22 protein-coding genes are annotated in these 20,358 nt (G+C 64.3%); 17 read left to right on the top strand and 5 right to left on the bottom strand.

The features are described 5' to 3' along the window. Positions 1 to 2 precede the first annotated feature (2 nt). Both IVB50_RS25340 and IVB50_RS25335 read right to left on the bottom strand, forming a co-directional pair. Positions 3 to 3,533 (bottom strand): molybdopterin cofactor-binding domain-containing protein, encoded by a 3,531-nt coding sequence (locus IVB50_RS25340; RefSeq protein WP_247297612.1) that lies wholly within the window; start codon positions 3,531 to 3,533, stop codon positions 3 to 5. Next, complete coding sequence (locus IVB50_RS25335; RefSeq protein ID WP_085352758.1) at positions 3,533 to 4,015, bottom strand: (2Fe-2S)-binding protein; 483 nt, start codon at positions 4,013 to 4,015, stop codon at positions 3,533 to 3,535. The genes IVB50_RS25340 and IVB50_RS25335 overlap by 1 nt, the downstream gene beginning before the upstream one ends. Before the next feature lie 282 nt (positions 4,016 to 4,297). On the opposite strand from IVB50_RS25335, the gene IVB50_RS25330 reads away from it, so the two are divergent. The 9 genes from IVB50_RS25330 (at position 4,298) to IVB50_RS25290 (ending at position 12,932) form a co-directional block, all read left to right on the top strand. Continuing rightward, positions 4,298 to 5,755, top strand: coding sequence for a 6-hydroxynicotinate reductase (locus IVB50_RS25330; RefSeq protein WP_247297611.1), 1,458 nt, complete (start codon positions 4,298 to 4,300; stop codon positions 5,753 to 5,755). Beyond that, entirely contained in the window at positions 5,752 to 6,648 is an 897-nt protein-coding gene (locus tag IVB50_RS25325) for a UPF0280 family protein (protein WP_247297609.1), read from the top strand. Before IVB50_RS25330 ends, IVB50_RS25325 begins: the two co-directional genes overlap by 4 nt. Before the next feature lie 27 nt (positions 6,649 to 6,675). Continuing rightward, a complete protein-coding gene (locus tag IVB50_RS25320; protein ID WP_085352760.1) occupies positions 6,676 to 7,260 on the top strand; it encodes an amino acid synthesis family protein in 585 nt (194 codons plus the stop codon). A gap of 24 nt (positions 7,261 to 7,284) precedes the next feature. Beyond that, positions 7,285 to 8,487, top strand: coding sequence for an ABC transporter substrate-binding protein (locus tag IVB50_RS25315; protein WP_018459318.1), 1,203 nt, complete (start codon positions 7,285 to 7,287; stop codon positions 8,485 to 8,487). Between the two features lie 152 nt (positions 8,488 to 8,639). Further along, complete coding sequence (locus IVB50_RS25310) at positions 8,640 to 10,529, top strand: ABC transporter permease (RefSeq protein WP_247297607.1); 1,890 nt, start codon at positions 8,640 to 8,642, stop codon at positions 10,527 to 10,529. Further along, positions 10,526 to 11,317, top strand: coding sequence for an ABC transporter ATP-binding protein (locus tag IVB50_RS25305; protein ID WP_018459316.1), 792 nt, complete (start codon positions 10,526 to 10,528; stop codon positions 11,315 to 11,317). The genes IVB50_RS25310 and IVB50_RS25305 overlap by 4 nt, the downstream gene beginning before the upstream one ends. Beyond that, positions 11,314 to 12,018 carry an ABC transporter ATP-binding protein gene (locus IVB50_RS25300; RefSeq protein WP_018459315.1) on the top strand — a complete coding sequence of 235 codons (705 nt, stop codon included), beginning with the start codon at positions 11,314 to 11,316 and terminating at the stop codon, positions 12,016 to 12,018. The genes IVB50_RS25305 and IVB50_RS25300 overlap by 4 nt, the downstream gene beginning before the upstream one ends. Positions 12,019 to 12,044: 26 nt before the next feature. Then, a complete protein-coding gene (locus IVB50_RS25295) occupies positions 12,045 to 12,500 on the top strand; it encodes a MarR family transcriptional regulator (protein WP_007592445.1) in 456 nt (151 codons plus the stop codon). Positions 12,501 to 12,542: 42 nt separating this feature from the next. Further along, complete coding sequence (locus IVB50_RS25290) at positions 12,543 to 12,932, top strand: hypothetical protein (RefSeq protein ID WP_346658552.1); 390 nt, start codon at positions 12,543 to 12,545, stop codon at positions 12,930 to 12,932. 5 nt (positions 12,933 to 12,937) lie between these two features. Here IVB50_RS25290 and IVB50_RS25285 read toward each other — a convergent pair whose 3' ends face one another. Together IVB50_RS25285 and IVB50_RS25280 are read right to left on the bottom strand one after the other, a co-directional pair. Next, positions 12,938 to 13,627 (bottom strand): hypothetical protein, encoded by a 690-nt coding sequence (locus IVB50_RS25285; protein ID WP_247297602.1) that lies wholly within the window; start codon positions 13,625 to 13,627, stop codon positions 12,938 to 12,940. 108 nt (positions 13,628 to 13,735) lie between these two features. After that, positions 13,736 to 14,932 (bottom strand): amidohydrolase family protein, encoded by a 1,197-nt coding sequence (locus IVB50_RS25280; RefSeq protein WP_018459312.1) that lies wholly within the window; start codon positions 14,930 to 14,932, stop codon positions 13,736 to 13,738. Positions 14,933 to 15,088: 156 nt separating this feature from the next. Here IVB50_RS25280 and IVB50_RS25275 point away from each other — a divergent pair, with 156 nt between their 5' ends. The 8 genes from IVB50_RS25275 (at position 15,089) to IVB50_RS25240 (ending at position 18,998) form a co-directional block, all read left to right on the top strand. Further along, positions 15,089 to 15,862 (top strand): ferredoxin--NADP reductase, encoded by a 774-nt coding sequence (locus IVB50_RS25275; protein ID WP_247297601.1) that lies wholly within the window; start codon positions 15,089 to 15,091, stop codon positions 15,860 to 15,862. A gap of 106 nt (positions 15,863 to 15,968) precedes the next feature. Next, positions 15,969 to 16,295 carry a hypothetical protein gene (locus tag IVB50_RS25270; RefSeq protein WP_018459310.1) on the top strand — a complete coding sequence of 109 codons (327 nt, stop codon included), beginning with the start codon at positions 15,969 to 15,971 and terminating at the stop codon, positions 16,293 to 16,295. 110 nt (positions 16,296 to 16,405) lie between these two features. Then, entirely contained in the window at positions 16,406 to 17,677 is a 1,272-nt protein-coding gene (locus IVB50_RS25265; RefSeq protein ID WP_247297600.1) for a cytochrome P450, read from the top strand. A gap of 137 nt (positions 17,678 to 17,814) precedes the next feature. After that, positions 17,815 to 17,997 carry a hypothetical protein gene (locus tag IVB50_RS25260; protein WP_018459308.1) on the top strand — a complete coding sequence of 61 codons (183 nt, stop codon included), beginning with the start codon at positions 17,815 to 17,817 and terminating at the stop codon, positions 17,995 to 17,997. 13 nt (positions 17,998 to 18,010) lie between these two features. Then, positions 18,011 to 18,211: a hypothetical protein gene (locus IVB50_RS25255; RefSeq protein WP_204510917.1), complete on the top strand. Its 201-nt coding sequence runs from the start codon at positions 18,011 to 18,013 to the stop codon at positions 18,209 to 18,211. Between the two features lie 3 nt (positions 18,212 to 18,214). Further along, positions 18,215 to 18,442, top strand: a complete 228-nt coding sequence (locus tag IVB50_RS25250) for a hypothetical protein (RefSeq protein WP_204510918.1) — start codon at positions 18,215 to 18,217, stop codon at positions 18,440 to 18,442. A 15-nt stretch (positions 18,443 to 18,457) separates the two neighbouring features. Further along, complete coding sequence (locus IVB50_RS25245; RefSeq protein ID WP_018459305.1) at positions 18,458 to 18,721, top strand: hypothetical protein; 264 nt, start codon at positions 18,458 to 18,460, stop codon at positions 18,719 to 18,721. 34 nt (positions 18,722 to 18,755) lie between these two features. Next, complete coding sequence (locus IVB50_RS25240; RefSeq protein ID WP_026233777.1) at positions 18,756 to 18,998, top strand: hypothetical protein; 243 nt, start codon at positions 18,756 to 18,758, stop codon at positions 18,996 to 18,998. Positions 18,999 to 19,036: 38 nt separating this feature from the next. Here IVB50_RS25240 and IVB50_RS25235 read toward each other — a convergent pair whose 3' ends face one another. Further along, complete coding sequence (locus IVB50_RS25235) at positions 19,037 to 20,287, bottom strand: DUF763 domain-containing protein (RefSeq protein WP_026233776.1); 1,251 nt, start codon at positions 20,285 to 20,287, stop codon at positions 19,037 to 19,039. Positions 20,288 to 20,358: the final 71 nt, after the last annotated feature.

Below are 20,358 nucleotides of genomic sequence, written 5' to 3'. Positions count from 1 at the left end.
GCTCAGTTCGCGGCGGCTCTCACACGCGCAATCGTCTCCTTCACACCGATCCATGCTGGCCTGTCGGGTGCGAACTGCTTGCGCAGGAAGGTGACCAGCTCCTCGACCTGCGCATCGCTCATGCTGTTCTTGAAGGCCGGCATATAGCCGAGATTGCTCGACACCGGCTCGGCGATGCCGTGCAGGATGATTTGCACGAGATTGTCCGATGTGGCGCTGTGCAGGTTGCTGTTGAGGGCGAGCGAGGGGCGGCTGCCGAACAGCGCCAGGCCGCCGACCTCGTGGCAGACGGCGCAGGCGCCCTGATAGAGGCGCGCGCCGGTTGAGGACGCCATCGTGACTTGCGTTGAAGCTTCTAGCTTCAGAGCGATCGCATCCTGCGCTTTCCTATCGGTCGCGGTGTCATTGAACGAGTTGAGATAGACGGCCATGGCGCGGATGTCCTGGTCGGGCAGGGCCGCCAGATCCCTGACGATCGGCGCCATCGGCCCAGCGGCGACGCCATGATATCGCGAGTGGCCCGTGCGCAAATAGGCGAAAAGCTCGTCTTCGTTCCACGGGATCGGCGCTTGCGACAGCGACGTCAGCGGCGGCGCCTCCCAGCCCTCGGCAAAACCGCCGGCGAGATAGGCGTCACGCTGCTCGGCGCCGAGCGTGTTGCGCGGCGAATGGCAGGCGCTGCAATGGCCGAGACCTTCGACGAGATAAGCGCCGCGATTCCAGACCTTGGATTTCGCGGGATCAGGCTTGAACTCTCGCGTCTGGTGGAACAGCGCATTCCATCCGGCAAGTAGCGGGCGGAGATTGAACGGAAAGGCGAGCGTATTCGCAGGCTGCGTCGCGCGCACCGCAGGCTGTGCCATTAGATAGGCATAAAGCGCCTGCATGTCGGCATCGCCAGTCTTCGAAAAGTGCGTGTAGGGGAAGGCGGGATAGAGTTGCCGTCCGTCGCGATGCAGCCCGTCGCGCATCGCGCGCTCGAATGCGGGATAGGACCAGACGCCGATGCCGGTCTCGACGTCGGGCGTGATGTTGGTCGCGTAGATCGTGCCGAACGGCGTCTCCAGCGCGCGGCCACCGGCGTTGAGCGCACCGCCGATCATGGTGTGGCACTCCGCGCAATTGCCGAGTGCGGCCAGTTGTTGCCCGCGCGCGATCGTCGCTGCGGAATAGACCGATGGGTCTGGCCGCGCGATCGGTGCGATGGCGCGGCCGGGCAAAACAGCCGCACCGATGCCAATCGCCGCGGTGCAGACGGCCGCGACCGTCGCGAAGATGCCGGCGCGTTTGGCGAATGGATTCTCCCAGATACGGGATGGTTGTGGCGCAGCGGGAGCGGGCAGCGCCTGCCGCGTGGCCGGCCCGCCGCTGTGCAATCCATTCAGGATGCGCTCGGGCGTGAACGGCGGCTCGCGAAATCGCACGCCGGTGGCATCGAAAATCGCGTTCGCAATCGCAGCCGCACTCGGGACCGAGGCGGATTCGCCGACGCCGAGCGGCGGCTGGTCCGGCCGCGGCAGCAACAACACGTCGATCTTGGGCACGTCAGGGAAGGGGATGATCGGATAGGCGCCCCATTCCCGCGCCGCGACTGCGCCGCGCTCGAACGAGACCTCCTCCATCAGTGCGCGGCTGGTTGACTGGATGACGTTGCCATGGATCTGGTGGCGCACACCGTCCGGGTTGATCATCAATCCGGAGTCCTGCCCAGCAACCACGCGCGTCACGCTGACCTCGCCGGTCGACTTGTTCACGGCAACGTCGGTGACCCAGGCCGACCAAGCCGCGCCATAGCCGGGGAATTTGCTGTGGACGTAGAGCGCATAGGCAAAGCCGCGCCCATGCACGATCTCGCCGTCTTTCTCTTCGCGCACCGGCCGCGGCGTCCAGCCCGCGCGCTCGGCGACAGCATGGACGAGATCGACGGCGCGCTGGTCCTTCAGGTAACGCAGACGATATTCGACCGGGTCAACCCCGGCCTCGGTCGCGGCCTCGTCGATATAGGATTCATGCGCAAAGGTGTTGGGCAGGGCCGAGACGCCGCGAAACCAGGACGCGCGCACGATCGGCGCCATGTCGTGGGCGACGACGCGCATGTGGCCGTAATCGTAAGGCGGGATCGCGGTGCGGTCGCCCATCTGGAGGACGTCCGGCCTCGGCGATATCCGTCCCGTCAGCAACAGCGCCAACGTCGGCGCGGCATTCGACGGATAGCGCGTAGCGAGATCGTAGGCAGCGACGTCGCCCGCCGCATCCAGGCCGCCATTGACGTCGATGAGCTGCGCGGCGCCTTTGGGCTCCCAGGCGTGTTCCTGCTCGCGCGTCAGCTGTACGCGCACGGGCCGGCCGACCGCGCGCGAGAGCAACAAAGCGTCCGCGGTGACATCGTCGGCGCAGTTGCGGCCGTAGCATCCGGCGGCCTCCAACCTGATGACCTCGATCTCGCTCTCGGGACGCTCGATCAGCAGTGACAGGTCTGCGCGCAGCACGTGCGGGTTCTGCGTGCCCGACCAGACACGGATGTTGCCGTCCTGGAAGTCGGCGACCGCGCAGGACGGGCCGATCGAGGCATGCATCTGATATGGCCAGACGTAAGTGCGCCGCATCGGTTTGGCCGCGCCGGCAATGGCAGCATCGACATCGCCCTTGTCGATCAGCGTGCGCGGCGTGGACGGGTTGGCACGAAGCGCCGTCTCGACGTCGGCGAGATCGGTCAGTTCAGGCGTCGGTCGCCAGCTCACCGCAAGCTGCTCCGCCGCGCGGATCGCGTTCTCCTCGCGCTCCGCGACGATTCCGACGAAATCGCCGATGCGTACGACGGCCATGATGCCGGGAATGTCGCGCACCGAGGATTCATCGACCGAAATCAGGCTGGTGCCGACGAACGGGCCGGCGTCGACGCCGGCATAGGGCGGGCGCACCACGCGGCCGTGCAGCATGCCCGGCATACGGATGTCATGCACGAACGTCAGCTCGCCCGTGGCCTTGGCGGGCAGGTCGACGCGTGGCATCGATTGGCCGACAATGGCGTAATCGCCGACCGGCTTGACGGCGACGTCGTCGGCAAGCTCGAGACGAATGGTCTCTCCGCCGATCAACTCGCCATAGCTGACGCTGCGATTGTCGTGCCCGCGCACGAGGCCGTCTTCGATCCTGAGATCGGCTGCCGGCAGCTCCAGGCGCTCGGCCGCACGTGCGATCAGGAAGTGACGCGCCTGCGCGGCGGCTTTGCGCAGGGGAACGGCAGTGATCTGAATGGTCTCGCTTGCGATCGTGGCGCCCTGGTTCGGCACCGTTGCGGTGTCGCCGAGCACCACGACGAGGCGGGCAAAGGAGACGTCGAGCTCTTCAGCCACGATCTGGCCAAGCGCCGTGCGGATGCCGGTGCCGAGATCGACATGACCATTGTAGGCTGTGACCGAACCGTCCGCGGTGATGCGGACGAAGGTCTCGGATGTGCACTCGTCCACCGTGCGGACGACGACGAGCGAGCCGGATTGCAGCTCAGCTCCGTTCGGATGCGGGGAGGCCATCAATCACCGGCCTCGGCAAGCTGACCAGACGCACGCATCACGGCGCGCAGGATTTCGATATGCGTGCCGCAGCGACAGAGATTGTAGCGCAGCGCCGCCAGCGCCTCCTGTTCGGTGGGCTGAGGGTTGATCGCAAGCAGCGCCTTGGTCGTCATGATCATGCCGTTGAGACAATAGCCGCATTGCGCGGCCTGCTCGTCGATGAAGGCCTGCTGCACCACATCCGGCTTGTCGCGGGTACCGAGCCCCTCGAGCGTCACGATGTCGCGGCCGGCGCAGCCACTGATCGGAATGACACAGGAGCGCGCCGCCGCGCCATCGATCAGGACAGTGCAGGTGCCGCATTCACCGAGGCCGCATCCGTATTTCGCACCGTTGAGCGCGAGATCGTTGCGCAGCACGTAGAGCAGAGGCGTGGCTCGCGCCGCAGTGATCTCGTGGATTCTGCCGTTCACGGTGATGCGGATCGGTGTCTGCGTCATCCTCGTTCCCAAATCGACTCGTTGAGCGCCGCGGCCAAAGCTTCGCGAAATTCCAAGTCCGCTCAAAATCTACGTTGTGACGATACCGTTTGTACACAAACGTGCAAGCCGGATATGCCGCAGTGCAGCGCGAGTGCCTTCTTTGTGGACAGGCCGGATAGGCAAACGAGGTTTTATGCGGCAGGCGTATGTTTTGCGCCGCACCGCCGCTTGACAGTCATCGGGAGGGCGCGCAACATCGTTCGTGTACAAATGATAACTGCACTGTCGGCTGGCTTTGACATGGTGACTGAACCTACGAGCGCCGCCATCGACAAGATCCGCTGCGATGCGTGTCCGGTGATGTGCTACATCAAGCCGGGCGCGGCGGGCGCCTGCGACCGCTATGCCAATCACGAGGGCAAGCTCGTCCGCGTCGATCCGCATGTGATCCTGGAGCGCACCGTGTCCCATGGCGGCAAGCTCGTTCCGTTCAGCCGCACCGAAGATTGGGACGGCAAGATCGTCCACGAGCCTTCCACCTTTGTAACGGCGATCGGCGCGGGGACGACCTATCCCGACTACAAGCCGGCGCCGTTCATCGTCTCGGCGGAGGTCGACGGCGTCGACATGGTGACTGTCGTCACCGAGGGTATCTTCTCGTACTGCGGCATCAAGGTGAAGATCGACACCGACCGTTATCTCGGGCCGGAGACGGCGACCGTCCGTGCACAAGGCGAGGCGGTCGGTCATGTCACCACCAGCGAATACGGTTCGCAGATGCTGTCGCTCGGCGGCGTGCACCATCTGACCGGCGGCTCCAAGAAGGAAGGCCGCGTCACCTGCGACACGCTGATGGACCTCGCAAATTGCAAGGCGGTCGAACTCACCATCGACGGCGGCGCGAGCGTGGTGGTGCAGGCCGGCCAGGCGCCGATCGTCAACGGCATGAAAGAAGAGCGCATGCGCGTCGGCTGCGGCTCGGCGACCATCGGCATGTTCGCCAAGCAATGGCACGGCAAGGTCGACGAGGTCGTCGTGGTCGACGACCATATCACCGGCGTGCTCTCGGAGCACCAGGCCGGCAAGCTGCTCGACATCGCCGATACCGGCATCAAGATGAATGGGCGCCGCTCGACGCCCGGCCGCTATTTCCAGGTCGCCGATCCCGGCACGGGTTGGGGCGGCACCAATATCTCCGATCCGCTCGCAATCCTGGGACCGTTCGACGCGAAGGAGGCCAAGCCTGGCCTCTCGATGCTGATGGTCTCCACGACGGGCGAGCATTCGTCCTATTACGTGCTCGACGAAGCCTTGAAGCCGGTCGAGACCGAGATGCCGGATGACCTCAAGTTTTCGGTCGAGCGCATTCAGGAGAATTGCGAACCGGCGCTGTGTACGGTGCTGTTCATGGCGGGCGCCGGTGGTTCCTTGCGGGCGGGCGTGACCGACAATCCGGTGCGGCTGACCCGCTCGGTCAAGGACGCGCTGACGCGCGTCACCAGTGGCGGCGCACCGGTCTATGTCTGGCCGGGCGGCGGCATTACCTACATGGTCGACGTGACGCAGATGCCGGCGGGGGCATTCGGTTACGTGCCGACGCCAGCGCTGGTCGCCCCGATCGAATTCACGATGAAGCTGTCGGACTATGCGGCGCTCGGCGGGCACATGGATTATGTGAAGCCGCTCGCCGAGGTTCAAGGCGGCGACGACGTCCGCCAATTGCCCTGGCAAAACCCGATCCCGGGACCTCGGGCATGACAAGGCTCCCGCAAATCGCATTGCTGTCTGACGGCCGGCGGCAGCATTTGCAGGATGGACCGATTGACCTGATCGTCGAAGCGAGGGGGGCCACCGACGCAGTGCGCGAGGCCTATAAGGCTGCGGCCGAACGGTTCACCGGGCTTCTCGACGAGCTCTGCGCGGAACTGCCGGAACTGCGGACCGCTGTCGAGGAGCGGACCTCGTTGAGAGGCGTTGTGGCGCGTCGCATGCACGCCGCGGTGGCGCCCTATGCCGGTGATGGCTTCATCACGCCGATGGCAGCTGTGGCCGGCAGCGTGGCGGAGGAGGTGTTGGGCGCAATGCTGAACGCTGCGGCGCTCGATCGGGCCTATGTCAACAATGGCGGAGACATTGCCCTGCATCTCGGCGAGGGCGAGCATTTTTCGGTCGGCCTGATGGACCGGCCCGATCGCGACGGCGTGATGCGGACAATCAGGGTGGACGCCGATGATCCCGTGCGTGGCATTGCGACCAGCGGACGGCACGGCCGCAGCTTTTCCCTCGGGATTGCCGATGCGGTGACCGTACTGGCCGGAACGGCGTCGCAAGCCGACGCGGCCGCGACGATCGTTGCGAACGCCGTCGATCTGCCGGGGCATCCCGCCATCATCCGAAAACCTGCGAACGAACTTCAGGCCGACAGCGATCTTGGCGCGCGGCTCGTGACCCGCAACGTTGGTGGATTGTCGCAGAACGAGATCACCACCGCGCTCGAATCTGGCGCGGAATGTGCACGGCAATTATTCGATCGCGGATTGATCGAGGGTGCCGTGTTGCAGCTTTGTGGTGATATGATTGTCATCGGGACCAAGGATATTGAACGGCAACGATCGCGCCCGCTTGTACAAGAGAACGCGGTCCATGCCTGAACTGGGAAGCGGTTTGAGGAAACAATCATGAGCGCGATCATCCGCAAGATCGTCACCGTCGTCGAAGAGACGCAGATGGAGATGGGCCGCCAGGTCTCACCGCCGACGCGGCGTGCGGCGGCGATCGCCGTGATCGAGAATCCGTTTGCTGGAAAGTATGTCGAGGATCTCTCGCCGCTAATCGCGATTGGCGAGGAGCTCGGCGAGCTGCTCTCGAAGCGCGCGGTGGCGGCGCTCGGCATCGACGGGTCCAAGGCGCAGAGCTATGGCAAGGCCGCGGCCGTCGGCGAGAATGGCGAGCTGGAGCATGCAGCCGCCATCCTTCACCCGAAAATGGGCGCGCCGGTGCGTAAAGTGCTGGGCAAAGGCGCTGCGCTGATCCCGTCGTCGAAGAAGCGCAGTGGACCCGGCACGACGCTGGACGTTCCGCTGGGCCACAAGGATGCAGCCTTCGTGCGCAGTCATTTCGATGGCATGGAAGTGCAGATCAACGACGCGCCGCGCGCCAACGAGATCATGGTCGCGGTCGCCGTCACCGACAGTGGCCGTCCTTTGCCGCGCGTCGGCGGGCTGACCGTTGCGGAGATCAAGGGCGAAGACGGACTGCGTTAATCTTTTCAGAAAGTGGAGGTTGGGATGCGAGCAAAGAACTATTTTGTCGGGGCGGCGTTCGCGCTGTTGGCAAGCGGCATGGCTCATTCGGCCCTTGCGCAGGACATCAAGATCGGCGAGATCAACAGCTACTCGCTGCTGCCGGCGTTCACTGAGCCCTATCGCAAGGGCTGGCAGCTCGCGGTCGAAGAGATCAATGCGGCCGGTGGCATCAACGGCAAGAAGCTCATCGTCGTCTCCAAGGACGATGGTGGCAAGCCGGCAGATGCGCAGACCGCGGCCAACGAGCTGGTGTCGAGCGAGGGCGTGGCGATGCTGACGGGTACGTTCCTGTCGAACATCGGTCTTGCGGTCAGCGACTTCGCCAACCAGAAGAAGGTGTTCTTTCTGGCGGCCGAGCCTCTGACGGACGCCATCACCTGGTCGAAAGGCAACAAGTACACGTTCCGACTGCGTCCTTCGAACTACATGCAGGCCGCGATGCTGGTGGAAGCGGCCAGCAAGCTGCCCGCAAAGCGCTGGGCGACGATCGCGCCGAACTATGAATACGGCCAGTCCGCGGTTGCCGTATTCAAGAAGCTGATGTCGGAGAAGCGGCCCGACATCCAGTGGGTTGATGAGCAGTGGCCGCCGCAGGGCAAGATCGACGCCGGTCCGGTGGTGCAGGCGGTTGCCGCGGCCAATCCCGAAGCGATCCTCAACGTCACCTTCGGCGCCGATCTCGTCAAGCTCGTGCGCGAAGGCAACACCCGCGGCCTGTTCAAGGGACGCGAGGTCGTCTCGTTCCTCACCGGTGAGCCGGAATATCTCGATCCGCTCAAGGAGGAGACGCCCGAGGGTTGGATCGTCACCGGCTATCCCTGGTACTCGATCAAGACGCCCGAGCACGACGCGTTCCTGAAGGCCTATCAGGCCAAGTACAACGACTATCCGCGCCTCGGCTCGATCGTTGGCTACCAGACCATCAAGTCGGCGGCGGCGATCCTGGCGAAGGCCAATTCGACCGATCCGGAGAAGCTGATCACTGCGGCGGAAGGACTTTCGATGCCGTCGCCGCTGGGCGAGATCACCTTCCGCAAGATCGATCACCAGTCGACGCTCGGTGCCTATGTCGGCAAGACCGCGCTGAAGGACGGTAAGGGCGTGATGGTGGACTCGTCTTACAAGAAGGGCGCGGACTATCTACCAAGTGATGCCGAAGTCGAGAAGCTGCGTCCGAAGGATTGATCCAAAGTGAGACCGGGGCCTCGTGGTTCGAGACGCGCGGCGCAGCCGCGCTCCTCACCATGAGGGTCCCGGACCTCATCCTGAGGAGGCGCGTAGCGCCGTCTCGAAGGATGAAGCCTAATATTGCGACTTACGCTTAACCCGGACCGCAGATGGCCTTTTACGTCGTACAGTTTCTGACCGGTCTCGCCAGCGCAGCGTCGCTTTTCCTGGTGGCGTCGGGCCTGTCGATCATCTTTGGCGTGACGCGGATCGTGAATTTTGCGCATGGCGCCTTTTACATGATCGGCGCCTATGTCGCCTTCACGCTGACGGAGCGGCTGTCAGGTGCATTCGGCTTCTGGGGCGGCATCGTGGCGGCGGCGTTCGCGGTGGCGCTGATCGGCGTCATCGTCGAGATGGTGCTGCTCCGGCGCATCTATCACGCGCCCGAGCTGTTCCAGCTGCTTGCGACCTTCGGCCTGACCTTGATGGTCGAGGACCTCGTCGTCCTGATCTGGGGCCCAGACGATCTCGTGGGGCGCCGTGCGCCCGGCTTCAAGGGGGCGATCGACTTCTTCGGCCAGAACATTCCGAGCTATGATCTGTTTCTGATCGTGCTCGGACCGGTCGTGCTCGGCATTCTCTGGCTCTTGTTCCAGCGCACGCGCTGGGGCGTTCTGGTGCGCGCAGCGACGCAGGACCGCGACATGGTCGCGGCGCTGGGCGTCAATCAGAAATGGTTGTTCACGAGCGTGTTTGCGGTCGGCGTTTTCCTCGCCGCTCTCGGCGGTGCGCTCCAGATCCCACGCGATGCCGTGCATCATGCGATGGATTTGCGCATCATCGTCGAGGTCTTCGTCGTCGTGGTGATCGGAGGCCTCGGTAGCATCATCGGCGCTTTCGTCGCGGCTGTGCTGGTCTCCGAGCTCAACGCCTTCGGCATCCTGATCTTTCCAAAAATCTCTATCATCCTGGTCTTCCTGGTGATGGCGGTGGTGCTGATCGTGCGGCCCTGGGGCTTGTTCGGCAGGCCCGAGGCGCCGGCCCGCAAGACGCCCGGTCTCACCGTCAATCCCTGGCGACCGCTGACGTCGAATGAGCGGTTGGCTGCGTTTGCAGCGCTCGTCGTTGCGGCGACGCTGCCGCTGTTCGCCGGCAACTATGCGCTCACCGTCGGCTCCGAGATCGCGATCTCGGTGATCTTCGCCGTCAGCCTGCACTTCCTGATGTCGGTCGGCGGGCTCGCGTCCTTTGGCCACGCCGCCTATTTCGGCCTCGGCGCCTACGGCGTCGCTTTCCTCGCCAAGATGGCGGGACTGCCGATGATCGTCTGCCTGTTGCTCGGTCCGCTGCTCGGCTGCATGGGCGCTGCCGTGTTCGGCTTCTTCGCGGTGCAGCTCTCCGGCGTCTATTTTGCGATGCTGACGCTCGCCTTCGCGCAGATCGTCTGGTCGATCGCGTTCCAGTGGGTGAGCGTCACCGGCGGCGACAACGGCATCCTGGGCGTCTGGCCCTCGAGCTGGGCGGCGAGCCCATCGCATTTCTATTGGCTGTCGCTCGGTGTTGCGGCGCTCGTGACGATCGCTTTGCGGGCCATGGTGTTCTCGCCGTTCGGCTATGCGCTGAGGGCGACGCGCGACTCGCTGCTGCGCAGCGAAGCGGTCGGCATCAACACCAAGCGCATCCAGTGGACCGCCTTCGTGATCGCGGGCACGACCGCGGGCATTGGCGGCGCGCTGTTCGCCTACCTCAAGGGCAGCGTCTTTCCGGACAATCTCGGCATCTCGCTCTCGGTCGACGTCCTTGTCATGGTGCTGCTCGGCGGCGTCGAGACGGTGTCGGGCGCGGTGATCGGCGCCATCGTCTACAAGGCCTTGAACATCTGGCTGGTCAGTCAGACCGACCTGTCAAAACTCGTGCTCGGCGGTTTCATCGTTCTGATCGTCGTCGTCTTCCCCAAGGGCATCGTCGGCATGCTGGAGATGTTAGCGCAGCGCCGCAGGAAGACGTCGCCGCCGGGGTCACCCTTGCTTGCCAAGCCGATCGAGTCCGCCGAATGAGCGTCGCGCCCCCACTTCTCGCGGTCGAAGGACTGACCAAATCCTATGGCGGCGTCCATGCCGTGCGCGGCGTCTCGTTCTCGCTGCGCGCCGGTGAAATCCTGGCGCTGATCGGACCGAACGGCGCGGGCAAGAGCACCTGTTTCGACATGCTCAATGGCCAGAACAAGCCTGATACCGGCCACGTCCGCCTGCTCGGCGAGGACACAACCGGCAGGAAGCCGCGCGAGATCTGGCGGATGGGCGTGGGTCGCACCTTCCAGATCACCGCGACCTTCGCGACCATGACGGTGCGCGAGAACGTGCAAGTCGCGCTGATCTCGCATGGCAAGCAATTGTACAATCTTTGGGGCTCGGCGCCGAACTTCGACCGCGGCGAAGCCGGGCGACTGCTCGAGCTGGTCGGCATGGGCGGTTACGCCGATCGCCCCTGCGGCGAGCTTGCCTATGGCGATCTCAAGCGGCTCGAGCTCGCCGTCGCGCTCGCCAACCAGCCAAAGCTGCTGCTGATGGACGAGCCGACCGCCGGCATGGCGCCGCGCGAGCGGGTCGATTTGATGCGGCTGACCGCGCAGATCGCCCGGGAAAAATCGATCGGCGTTCTCTTCACCGAGCACGACATGGACGTGGTGTTCGAGCACGCCGACCGCATCATCGTGCTCAACCGCGGCACGCTGATCGCCGAGGGCTCGCCCGCCCAGGTCCGCGGCAATCCGCAAGTGCAGGCGGTCTACCTCGGCGAGGGCCTGCTTTACGAGGCCGGGCATCGCGAGGGAGCATCGGCATGAAGCTCACAGTACAGGATCTCAACAGTCATTACGGCCCGGCGCATATCCTGTTCGACATCGGGTTCGAGGTCGGCCAGGGGGAAGTCGTGGCGTTGCTCGGCCGCAATGGCGCCGGCAAGTCGACGACGTTCCGCTCGATCGTCGGGCTCGTCGCGCAGCGGTCGGGGCGGATCATGTTCGAAGGCAAGGATGTCTCGGCGCGTCCGACACATGAGATCGTGCGGGATGGGCTTGGTTACGTGCCGGAGGAGCGGCGTATCTTCACCGATTTGACGGTGGAAGAGAATCTCGAGGTCGGCCGCCAGCCGAAGCGCCCGAACGCGCCGCACTGGACTCGCGACAAGCTGTTTTCGCTGTTCCCTAACCTCGGCGAGATGAAAAATCGCCCGGGCGGCCGCATGAGCGGCGGCGAGCAGCAGATGCTCACCATCGCGCGCACGCTGATGGGCAATCCATCGCTGGTGCTGCTGGATGAGCCCTCGGAAGGCCTGTCGCCGAAAATCGTGGAGCAGATGGTCGAGGCCATCCTGACCATGAAGAAGGAGGGCGTCAGCATCGTCGTCTCCGAGCAGAATCTGCATTTTGCGCGGCTGATCTCCGATCGCGCCTATATCATCGAGCGCGGCCGCATCTGCTTCGGCGGCACCATGGCCGAGCTCGACGCGCGTCCGGATATCCGCGACGCGCATCTGTCGTTGTGAAGGCAAAGGGCAAGGGCATCGAGCGGATGGCGAGAAGCGTCGCGGCGAAGAAAAGCGTCAAACCGGCAAAGCCGCCTTATGTGCTCGACGAGCAGGTCGGCTTCATCCTTCGCCAGGTCTGGCAGCGCCACAGCGCGATCTTCTCTCGCGAGATCGGCACCAACATTACGCCGACGCAATGGGCGGCGCTGTCGAAGCTCGCCGAGGCCGGGCCATGCTCGCAGAACCAGCTCGGGCGCCTGACTGCGATGGACGTGGCGACCATCAAGGGCGTGATCGATCGGTTGACGGCGCGCGGCCTCACCGAGACCAGCCAGGATCCGGAGGATGGACGGCGGCTTCTGGTCAGCCTGACGCGCGCGGGCCAGCAATTGGCGGAAAAGGTCGCGCCGAATGCGCTTGCGATCACACGAGAGACGCTGGCGCCGCTCGAGGCAAAGGAGCGCGAGATGCTGATGGCGCTGTTGAACAAGCTGCGGTGAGGCGCGACTAACCTCGGTGAAGGTCTTGTCGAGGTTTTTGACATGAGAGCGGCGACCCGGTTTGCTATGGCTCTGAGCATGAGTGTGATGCTGGCGGGCCAGTCTGCTCCCGCCCTGGCGGCGCAAGCCTATGAGGGGTTCTGGGCGTCAACCAAAAAGGATTGCCGCGACGAGGACAGCGCCAACTGCATGAGCATCGAGGGCGGCAACCGTCTCTATTGGTACGAGACCCGGTGCCGCGCCAGCGAGATCACTGCCGACGGGAAGCTCGCCTGGAAAATGAAGCTCGCCTGCGAAGGCGAGGGTGAGAAGTATCGCTCCAGTCCCCGGGTTTCCATTGCCGCGAACGGCAAGCTGGTGATGGACAACAGCCCGGTCGGGCCGGGCAAGCGCCAGACCTATGTGCGTTGTGAGATAGCGAAACCGCGGTGATCCTGCTACGTCTTCCCCGGCCATTTTGCGCGATAGCGGATTTCGCTGCCATCGGCGAGCCGCCGCCACGTTCCGAACTCCGGCGTATGCGGAGCCGAGGCCGTCAATCCGATCGGGTAGATTCGGCTGGGCTGTCCCTGGATGTTGACGGCGAGTTGCCGGTGCGAGGTTCGGAACGCCAGTTCGACTTCGCCTGCGATGACGGGCTGATCGCCGTCACTATGGAAGCCAGCTGCGTTCGATTCGCCCGGCATGGTGTTGAGGTCCGTCTGCAATTCGATGGTGATATCTTGCGGTGACTTCGGCACGGTTGCGCCGGCCGGAAGGCGAACCTCGAAGACGAGCGCAGGAGTGGCACCGTTTCGGTTGAGCCAGGGCGTGGCCGTCATGTACGCGACGCCCAGGTAGGTGGCGGCGGCGGCCACGCAAAGCAGGACCACGACACCAAGCGAGTTCAGGCTGTTGCGCGCGAGACCGCTATTGCCTGCATCCGTGCCGGAACGCGTCACCAGCCAGCTGGCAAGCACCACGCCAGCGATCGCTCCGATGGGTGAGTAGACGAACAGTGCCAACAGGCCAGACGTGATCGGGTCCGCCCGGTTGCCCAGATCGAGCACTGAAAACAGCACAAAGGTCGCGACATAACCTCCGACCGCACCGGCAACACCGGCGGCAATCCGCGACGAATTCTTCATGTCTCCCTCGGCGTTCCAGCAATGAACTGCCTGCGTTAGACGCAGCAGGCCGACGACTTGTTCAATGCTGTCAAGGGAGCACGGGAGCGGCGAGCCGCTCCGGCTGCGTCACTTCGCCACCACCTCGGGCACCCTGCCGGCCGGCGGGGTGTTGCGGCTGCGCTGGGTGCGCACGATACCGTCAATGATGGTCATGCCGATGCCGGGGAGGTCGCCGAGTTGGACGCTGTCCAAAATGTTCTTGCCGGCCGAGTGCTGCGCCTTGTCCATGATGACGAAATCGGCCGAGCGGCCCACTTCGATCAGGCCGCAATCCAATTCGCGCATCCGCGCCGTGTTGCCGGTGGCCAGGCAAAACGCGACCTCGGCCGGGAGGTCGCCAAGCGAGGACAGCATCGACACCATGCGGAGAATGCCGAGCGGCTGCACGCCGGAGCCGGCCGGCGCATCGGTGCCGAGGATGACGCGGTGCAGATCGCCCATTTCGCGCGCAATGCGCAACGTGAACAGCGCCGAGCGCTCGTTGCCATTGTGAACGAGCTCGAGGCCGCGCTTGCAGCCCTCGCAGATGCAGCGGATCTGGTCGTCGGGAAGCGCGGTGTGACCGCCATTGATGTGGCCAACCACGTCGGTGTCTGCCTCAAGCACCACATCCTTGTCGATCAATCCGGAGCCGGGGATCGAAGGACCGCCGGTGTGGATCGTGCTCTGGATGCCATATTTGCGGGCCCAGCCGACCATTTTTCGCGCCGTGGGGCCGTCCTTGACGCCGCCCAGGCCGACTTCGCCGAGCAGCTTGACGCCGGCTGCGGCCAACTCCTTGAAGTCCTCCTCCACCATCTCGCACTCGATCACAGGCGCGCCGGCGTGAACCTTCACGCCGCCAGGCCGCAGATTCCAGAATGCACGCTGCGCGAAGATGGCCATCGCCTTCAACCCCACGACGTCGCGCGGGCGGCCGGGCATATGCACCTCGCCGGCGGAAATCATCGTGGTGACGCCGCCATGCAAATTGCTGTCGATCCAGCCGATCTGGTTCTGGCGCGGCGTCCAGTCGCCCGCAACAGGGTGGACATGGCTGTCGATCAGGCCGGGCGCCACCGTGGTGCCGTTGGCCTCGACGATGGTGGTCGCGCCTTCGGTGTTGAGGTCCTTGAAGCGGCCGATCGCGGTGATCTTGCCGTTCTCGGCGACGATGGTGTCGCCGTCCAGGATCGGCTTTTCCAGCGCGCCGGACAGGATCAGGCCGATATTGCGGATCACGAGCTTCGAGGGTCCGGTGGCCTGGGGTGCGTCATGCGCCATGGAATGGGTCCTTGTCCTTAACTGCAACGCTTCCGATCTTGGGCAGCCTTGACCGCGGGATCAAGCCGGATTATTCATTAGTATACAAATGATCGTATACAAACGACGCATAGCTGCCGCCTTGAAAACCGCCACGACGCGCCACGGAAGGGTGAGATGAGCAATTTCAATCAGGAAGCCGTTTTGAGCGTCCACCACTGGACCGACACGCTGTTCTCCTTCAAGACCACCCGCAGCCCGACCTTCCGCTTCCGCAACGGCGAATTCACCATGATCGGGCTCAAGGTCGGCGAGAAGCCGCTGCTGCGGGCCTACAGCGTCGCCAGCGCCAATTACGAGGACACGCTGGAGTTCTTCTCGATCAAGGTCGCGGACGGCCCGCTCACCTCACGGCTCCAGCATCTAAAGGAAGGCGACGAGATCATCGTCAGCCGCAAGGCCACCGGCACGCTGGTGATCGACAATCTGGAGGACGGCCGCAACCTCTACCTCATCGGCACCGGTACGGGTCTTGCGCCGTTCCTGAGCGTGATCAAGGCCCCCGAAACCTACGAGCGGTTCGAGAAGGTCGTGCTGCTGCACGGTTGCCGACACGTGAAGGAGCTCGCCTATGGCGAGATGATCACCGAGACGCTGCCCAAGGACGAGCTGATCGGCGAGTACATCCGCAACCAGCTGATCTACTATCCGACCGTGACGCGCGATCCCTTCCGCAATCGCGGGCGCATCACCGATCTCATCACGTCGGGCAAGCTGTTTTCCGACATCGGCCTGCCGGCACTGGAGGCGGCCCACGATCGCGTCATGATCTGCGGCAGCCCGGCGCTGGTGGCGGATACCCGCGTGCTCCTCGGCGAGCGGGGTCTTGTCGAGGGCAATCACGGCGAGCCGGCCCAATTCGTGGTCGAAAAGGCCTTCGCCGAGCGCTGAGCCCGGAACCCCCGCGCAAGAAGACCGTATTTTCGCCGCCGCGCGCCCGTTGCGGCGTCGATTCGGCACGCGATACACTGTGGGAACGAATCAGCGGAGTTCCCACATGGTTGCGGACAGCGACAGCAATATCGCCTGGCACCGGGTTCAGTTGAAGAAGAACCGCGCCGAGTTGAAGGCGCTCGAAACCGCGCGCTTCACGATGGGCGAGATCGCGTCTTCGAAGCGGAACGGCCAGACCCAGAAGGCGCTCGGGGAACTCAAGCGCAAGATCGTGCAATCCGAGCGCGTGATCGCCGATCACGACAAGCGCACGCGCCGTCCGCTCACCACCGACCTGCGAAGCCTCAGCAACGGCAGCTGGAGCAATTGGGACGCCTACACCAACCAGCAGCAGCGCAAGATCGGCCCGCGTTCGCCGGGGCGGGGGTAAACTCGACTCTCACGCCTGCACCGAAGCCGAAGCGGAGGTTCCGGGTTCCCTTGCGCGGGCGGCGTCGTGCACCGTCTTGGTGAGACCCCGTCAACCGCTTCGGTGATCACATGGCACCACGCCTCGATTTCACCAGCGAGGCCTTCTTTCGCGATCTGCCCAAGGCGATCGCAACGTTGCGCATGTCCGGTCCTGTGGTCGCGGCGCGATTTCCTCTCGTCGGCGATGTTTGGATCACCACGACCCATGAGGCCACCGCGCAGGTCCTGAAGGACGGCACCGATTTCACGCTGCGCAAGGAGGATGGGGACGTCGCGGGTTTACGCTGGTGGATGCCGAACTACGTCAGAACCATCGCCAACAACATGCTGACAATGGACGAGCCTGACCACACAAGGCTGCGCAGCATTGTTGACGAGGCCTTCCGCCGCCGCGCGATCGTCGCGATGGAGCCGCGCATCCGCGCCATCGCGGACGGGCTCGCCGACGAGCTGTTCCTGGCAGGAAGCCCGGCCGATCTCGTCCAGCGCTATGCGCGCATCCTGCCGCTCGCGGTGATCTCCGAGCTGCTCGGATTGCCGTTGGCCGATCGCCCCCGCTTCATCGCCTGGGCCAATACGATGTCCTCACTTACGAACGTCGCCAGCTTCTTCCGCATGCTGTTCGCGTTCCGCAAGATGCGAGCCTACCTCGAACGGCAGCTGCAGATTGCCCGCGTGCGGGGCGGCGAAGGCCTGATCGCGGAGCTGGTTCAGGTCGAGCGCGAGGGCGGCCAGATCACGCCGGACGAAATGGTGTCGATGGTGTTCCTACTGCTCGCGGCGGGCTCCGAGACCACCACGCATCTCATCAGCGGTTCTGTCTACGAGCTCCTCAGAAATCCCGGCGTCCGCGACTGGCTGGCACAGGACTGGAGCCGCGTCGGGCTTGCGGTGGAGGAATTCCTGCGCTTCGTGTCGCCGGTGCAGTTCTCCAAGCCCCGCTATGTGAGGCGGGATATCGAGCTCGCGGGCGTGCGTCTCAAGAAGGGCGATCGCGTCATGGTGATGCTCGCCGCCGCGAACATGGACCCGGCGATGCATGAGCGCCCCGAGAGCCTCGATCCCGCGCGCAAGCCGAACCGTCACATGTCCTTCGGAACGGGCATCCATTTCTGCCTCGGCCATCAACTCGCGCGCATCGAGGCAGCGTGTGCCCTGGAAGCGTTGTTTGTGCGATGGCCGCGGCTTGGCTTTGCTGTGGACGTGTCTCAGATCCACTGGCGCAAGCGACCGGGCATGCGAGCGATCGCGAACCTCCCTGTCGCGCCCGACGGCCACGCAGCACAGGCGACAGCATCAGCTGGATCGATGTTGGTTCGTTCCCAGCCAGTGGCCTGCTGAGACTTACACCTTGCGGAAAATTTCTCTGCACTCGTCGGTAGGAACGGCATGCCGTTGCTCTAGTTGTTTTTGCGACATCGAAAGCCGCGACGAGTTCCTCCGGTCGATGTCGCAGATCAACAACAGGAGACAGCATCATGACCGGCAAGATGCCACCTGTTCCCGCCGAGAATCAAAGTCCGAAGGGAACCGGCGACAGCAAGCAAGTGTCCTCGACTGCCCCGCGCGGCCAGCAGCGTGCGCAAAATCCGGACCAGCAAGGGCAGCAGGGCAACATCAAGCAGAACACCACCAACCAAGGCTATCAGCAAGATCGCTGAGGAGCGGACCCTCATGTCGACATCCACCAAGACACCGAACAGCATCCGTCAGGGCGGACCAGGCGCATCGCATGAGAATGCGAAGGCACCGCTCGAAGTGAAGAAGCCCGCGGCGGACGACCCGCAGCGCAACCACAGCCGCGTCTCCGGCGGAGGTGGCGAGCACGATTCACACCACAGGCATGACGAGGCCGGAAAAGGCGGAGGCAGGTGAGGCATGACCAACAAGCAACCCAAACTCTACGCACCGACGGAAAAGGATATGCAAAATAACCCCATGATCGGCGGATCGAAGGGCGCAACGATGGCCGGTATCTCGCCTGAGGACCTCGAGGACGCCTTGGGCGAGAACACGATCGAAGGCGACGTCGAGAACGACGTGAACGCCGCTGGCGACATCGACAAGGACATCGCACGCAGTGGCACGCACCGAAGAGGCCGATAGCTCCGGAGGACGAGCATGCAAGGCAAGAAGACCCACGAGCAACAGGTTCGCATCCTCGAGCGCAAGCCGGATGTTCCAGACGCGCGAGAGCTTGAGCGCGCCCTCGGCCACAATCCGGAGAATACGGCCGTTCACCGGGCGCGACCTGAGGCGCGACAGAGTGAATTCCCGGTGAGCCGAGGCGGCCTCAACCAGGAAAGCGATCACAACAAGCACAATGATTCCGGCCAAAGCGGACACAAGCCGCCGAAACCGACGCCGGCACAGCAGAAGCATTGAGCTGCACGGGCGATCAAAGCAAGAGGAGAAAAAGATGCCAGGTGGTCGTGGCAGCAAGACGCATTTCAGATCGGGCATGCACGGCAAGGGCGACGGCAGCGGCGCCATGACGGACGTGCCCAAGGAGAAGATCGGCGACAACATGGTGCTGTCAAACCGCGACAAGGCGCAGCACTCGGACATTCGCGGCATGGACGGCAAGGCGATCCAGACCGAACAATATCAGGACCACTCGGCCAACCGGCTCGACGAGGAGCCGGGCACCGACGAGACCTGAGAGCGGCGTTCCTTCCCGCTGAACTCGCGGACCGGCTTTCAGCCGGTCTGCTTTTTTGTCGACCCGAGATCACGCTCCCAGCCGAACACGGAACGGCCGTCGAGATCGGGCGAGGCCGCACGCTCTCCGGCGATATAGGATTCGACGGATGGCCCATGCGCGGTGCGCTCCAGCCGCCGCGCCTGGTCGTCGAGGCGCTTGATGGCTTGCATCTCTTCCTCGCGCCCGAGCTTTGCGTTCTGAATCGCCCCCTTCAGCACGCGAATGGTTTCGTCATAGACCTTGAGTGGAACAGGGTAGGGATGCCGGTCCTTGCCGCCGTGGGCAAGCGAGAAGCGCGCGGGATCGTTGAAGCGGTAGGGCGCGCCGTGCACGACTTCGGCGACCATCGCCAGCGAACGAACGGTGCGAGCGCCAACGCCGGGAGTCAGCAGCAGCTCCGGAAAGTCGACCGGGCCGCGCTCGGCCGCAGCAGCGAGTGTGCCGTGCAGGCGGCGCGCAAACACGTCCTTCGGCCGCACGTCGTGATGCCCGGGCATGATCAGGTGCGGCAGCGTCGCCTGTGCGGGCGCGGGCGCAGTTCCGGTGAGCCGCTCGAATTCGGAAAGGATACGATCCGGGCCGAGATCGCTCAGAAGCTCGAGCTGCGCGGTGCGCGAGATCTCGGCGCGATGGTCGGTGAGGTTGACGATCTCGCCTTGCCGCGGCCCGTCGATCGCGCTGTGCGGTGCGTCGACAAAACTCTTCAGCGCCTCGGAATGCCAGTGATAGCGGCGGGCCTGCCGCTTGTCGCCGTTCATGCCTTGCTGCACCACGGTCCATTTGGCGTCGGCGGTGACGAAGAAGCCGTGCAGGTAAAGGTCAAAGCCGTCCTGGACCGCGGCGCTGTCAACCTTCGCCACGAGGCGACTCGCACGCGTGAGCTTTGCGCCGTCGAAGCCGATTCGGTCGCCGAGCTGCATCAGCTCGTCCGGGGTCTTGCGCGAGTGCTGGCCACGCCCGCCGCAGACGTAGATTCCGAGCTCGTCCTGGAGCGGTCCCAGCCCGCGCTTCAGCGCGCCAATCACCGACGTCGTGATGCCGGAGGAGTGCCAATCCATCCCCATGACGGCGCCGAACGACTGGAACCAGAACGGGTGCGAGAGCCGCTGGAGGAATGCATCGCGTCCGTAGTGATGCACGATCGCCTGTGTGACGATCGCGCCGAGCGACGACATGCGGGTCGCCAGCCAGGGTGGAACCCGGCCGGTGTGAAGGGGAAGATCGGCGCTGCCGGTCCGTCGAGTCATGATTGACCACAAATAGCGCAGTTCGGCGATGATTGCACCAGAGGGATGCTGCATTGCACCGAGCGGGGGAG

The organism is Bradyrhizobium sp. 87 (assembly GCF_023073015.1).
Taxonomy (GTDB): Bacteria; Pseudomonadota; Alphaproteobacteria; order Rhizobiales; family Xanthobacteraceae; genus Bradyrhizobium; species Bradyrhizobium canariense_D.
Note: the sequence above shows the minus strand (reverse complement) of the source record. Positions and strands in the feature narration are given on the sequence as shown.

What these genes read in the sequence shown, in the direction of transcription:
- IVB50_RS25250 (WP_204510918.1), top strand. Translation starts at nt 18,215, where the DNA reads ATGACCAACAAGCAACCCAAACTCTACGCACCGACGGAAAAGGATATG.
- IVB50_RS25305 (WP_018459316.1), top strand. Translation starts at nt 10,526, where the DNA reads ATGAGCGTCGCGCCCCCACTTCTCGCGGTCGAAGGACTGACCAAATCC.
- IVB50_RS25310 (WP_247297607.1), top strand. Translation starts at nt 8,640, where the DNA reads ATGGCCTTTTACGTCGTACAGTTTCTGACCGGTCTCGCCAGCGCAGCG.
- IVB50_RS25245 (WP_018459305.1), top strand. Translation starts at nt 18,458, where the DNA reads ATGCAAGGCAAGAAGACCCACGAGCAACAGGTTCGCATCCTCGAGCGC.
- IVB50_RS25260 (WP_018459308.1), top strand. Translation starts at nt 17,815, where the DNA reads ATGACCGGCAAGATGCCACCTGTTCCCGCCGAGAATCAAAGTCCGAAG.
- IVB50_RS25270 (WP_018459310.1), top strand. Translation starts at nt 15,969, where the DNA reads ATGGTTGCGGACAGCGACAGCAATATCGCCTGGCACCGGGTTCAGTTG.
- IVB50_RS25285 (WP_247297602.1), bottom strand. Translation starts at nt 13,627, where the DNA reads ATGAAGAATTCGTCGCGGATTGCCGCCGGTGTTGCCGGTGCGGTCGGA.
- IVB50_RS25265 (WP_247297600.1), top strand. Translation starts at nt 16,406, where the DNA reads ATGGCACCACGCCTCGATTTCACCAGCGAGGCCTTCTTTCGCGATCTG.
- IVB50_RS25325 (WP_247297609.1), top strand. Translation starts at nt 5,752, where the DNA reads ATGACAAGGCTCCCGCAAATCGCATTGCTGTCTGACGGCCGGCGGCAG.
- IVB50_RS25330 (WP_247297611.1), top strand. Translation starts at nt 4,298, where the DNA reads ATGGTGACTGAACCTACGAGCGCCGCCATCGACAAGATCCGCTGCGAT.
- IVB50_RS25255 (WP_204510917.1), top strand. Translation starts at nt 18,011, where the DNA reads ATGTCGACATCCACCAAGACACCGAACAGCATCCGTCAGGGCGGACCA.
- IVB50_RS25315 (WP_018459318.1), top strand. Translation starts at nt 7,285, where the DNA reads ATGCGAGCAAAGAACTATTTTGTCGGGGCGGCGTTCGCGCTGTTGGCA.
- IVB50_RS25295 (WP_007592445.1), top strand. Translation starts at nt 12,045, where the DNA reads ATGGCGAGAAGCGTCGCGGCGAAGAAAAGCGTCAAACCGGCAAAGCCG.
- IVB50_RS25290 (WP_346658552.1), top strand. Translation starts at nt 12,543, where the DNA reads ATGAGAGCGGCGACCCGGTTTGCTATGGCTCTGAGCATGAGTGTGATG.
- IVB50_RS25300 (WP_018459315.1), top strand. Translation starts at nt 11,314, where the DNA reads ATGAAGCTCACAGTACAGGATCTCAACAGTCATTACGGCCCGGCGCAT.
- IVB50_RS25280 (WP_018459312.1), bottom strand. Translation starts at nt 14,932, where the DNA reads ATGGCGCATGACGCACCCCAGGCCACCGGACCCTCGAAGCTCGTGATC.
- IVB50_RS25340 (WP_247297612.1), bottom strand. Translation starts at nt 3,533, where the DNA reads ATGGCCTCCCCGCATCCGAACGGAGCTGAGCTGCAATCCGGCTCGCTC.
- IVB50_RS25275 (WP_247297601.1), top strand. Translation starts at nt 15,089, where the DNA reads ATGAGCAATTTCAATCAGGAAGCCGTTTTGAGCGTCCACCACTGGACC.
- IVB50_RS25235 (WP_026233776.1), bottom strand. Translation starts at nt 20,287, where the DNA reads ATGACTCGACGGACCGGCAGCGCCGATCTTCCCCTTCACACCGGCCGG.
- IVB50_RS25320 (WP_085352760.1), top strand. Translation starts at nt 6,676, where the DNA reads ATGAGCGCGATCATCCGCAAGATCGTCACCGTCGTCGAAGAGACGCAG.
- IVB50_RS25240 (WP_026233777.1), top strand. Translation starts at nt 18,756, where the DNA reads ATGCCAGGTGGTCGTGGCAGCAAGACGCATTTCAGATCGGGCATGCAC.
- IVB50_RS25335 (WP_085352758.1), bottom strand. Translation starts at nt 4,015, where the DNA reads ATGACGCAGACACCGATCCGCATCACCGTGAACGGCAGAATCCACGAG.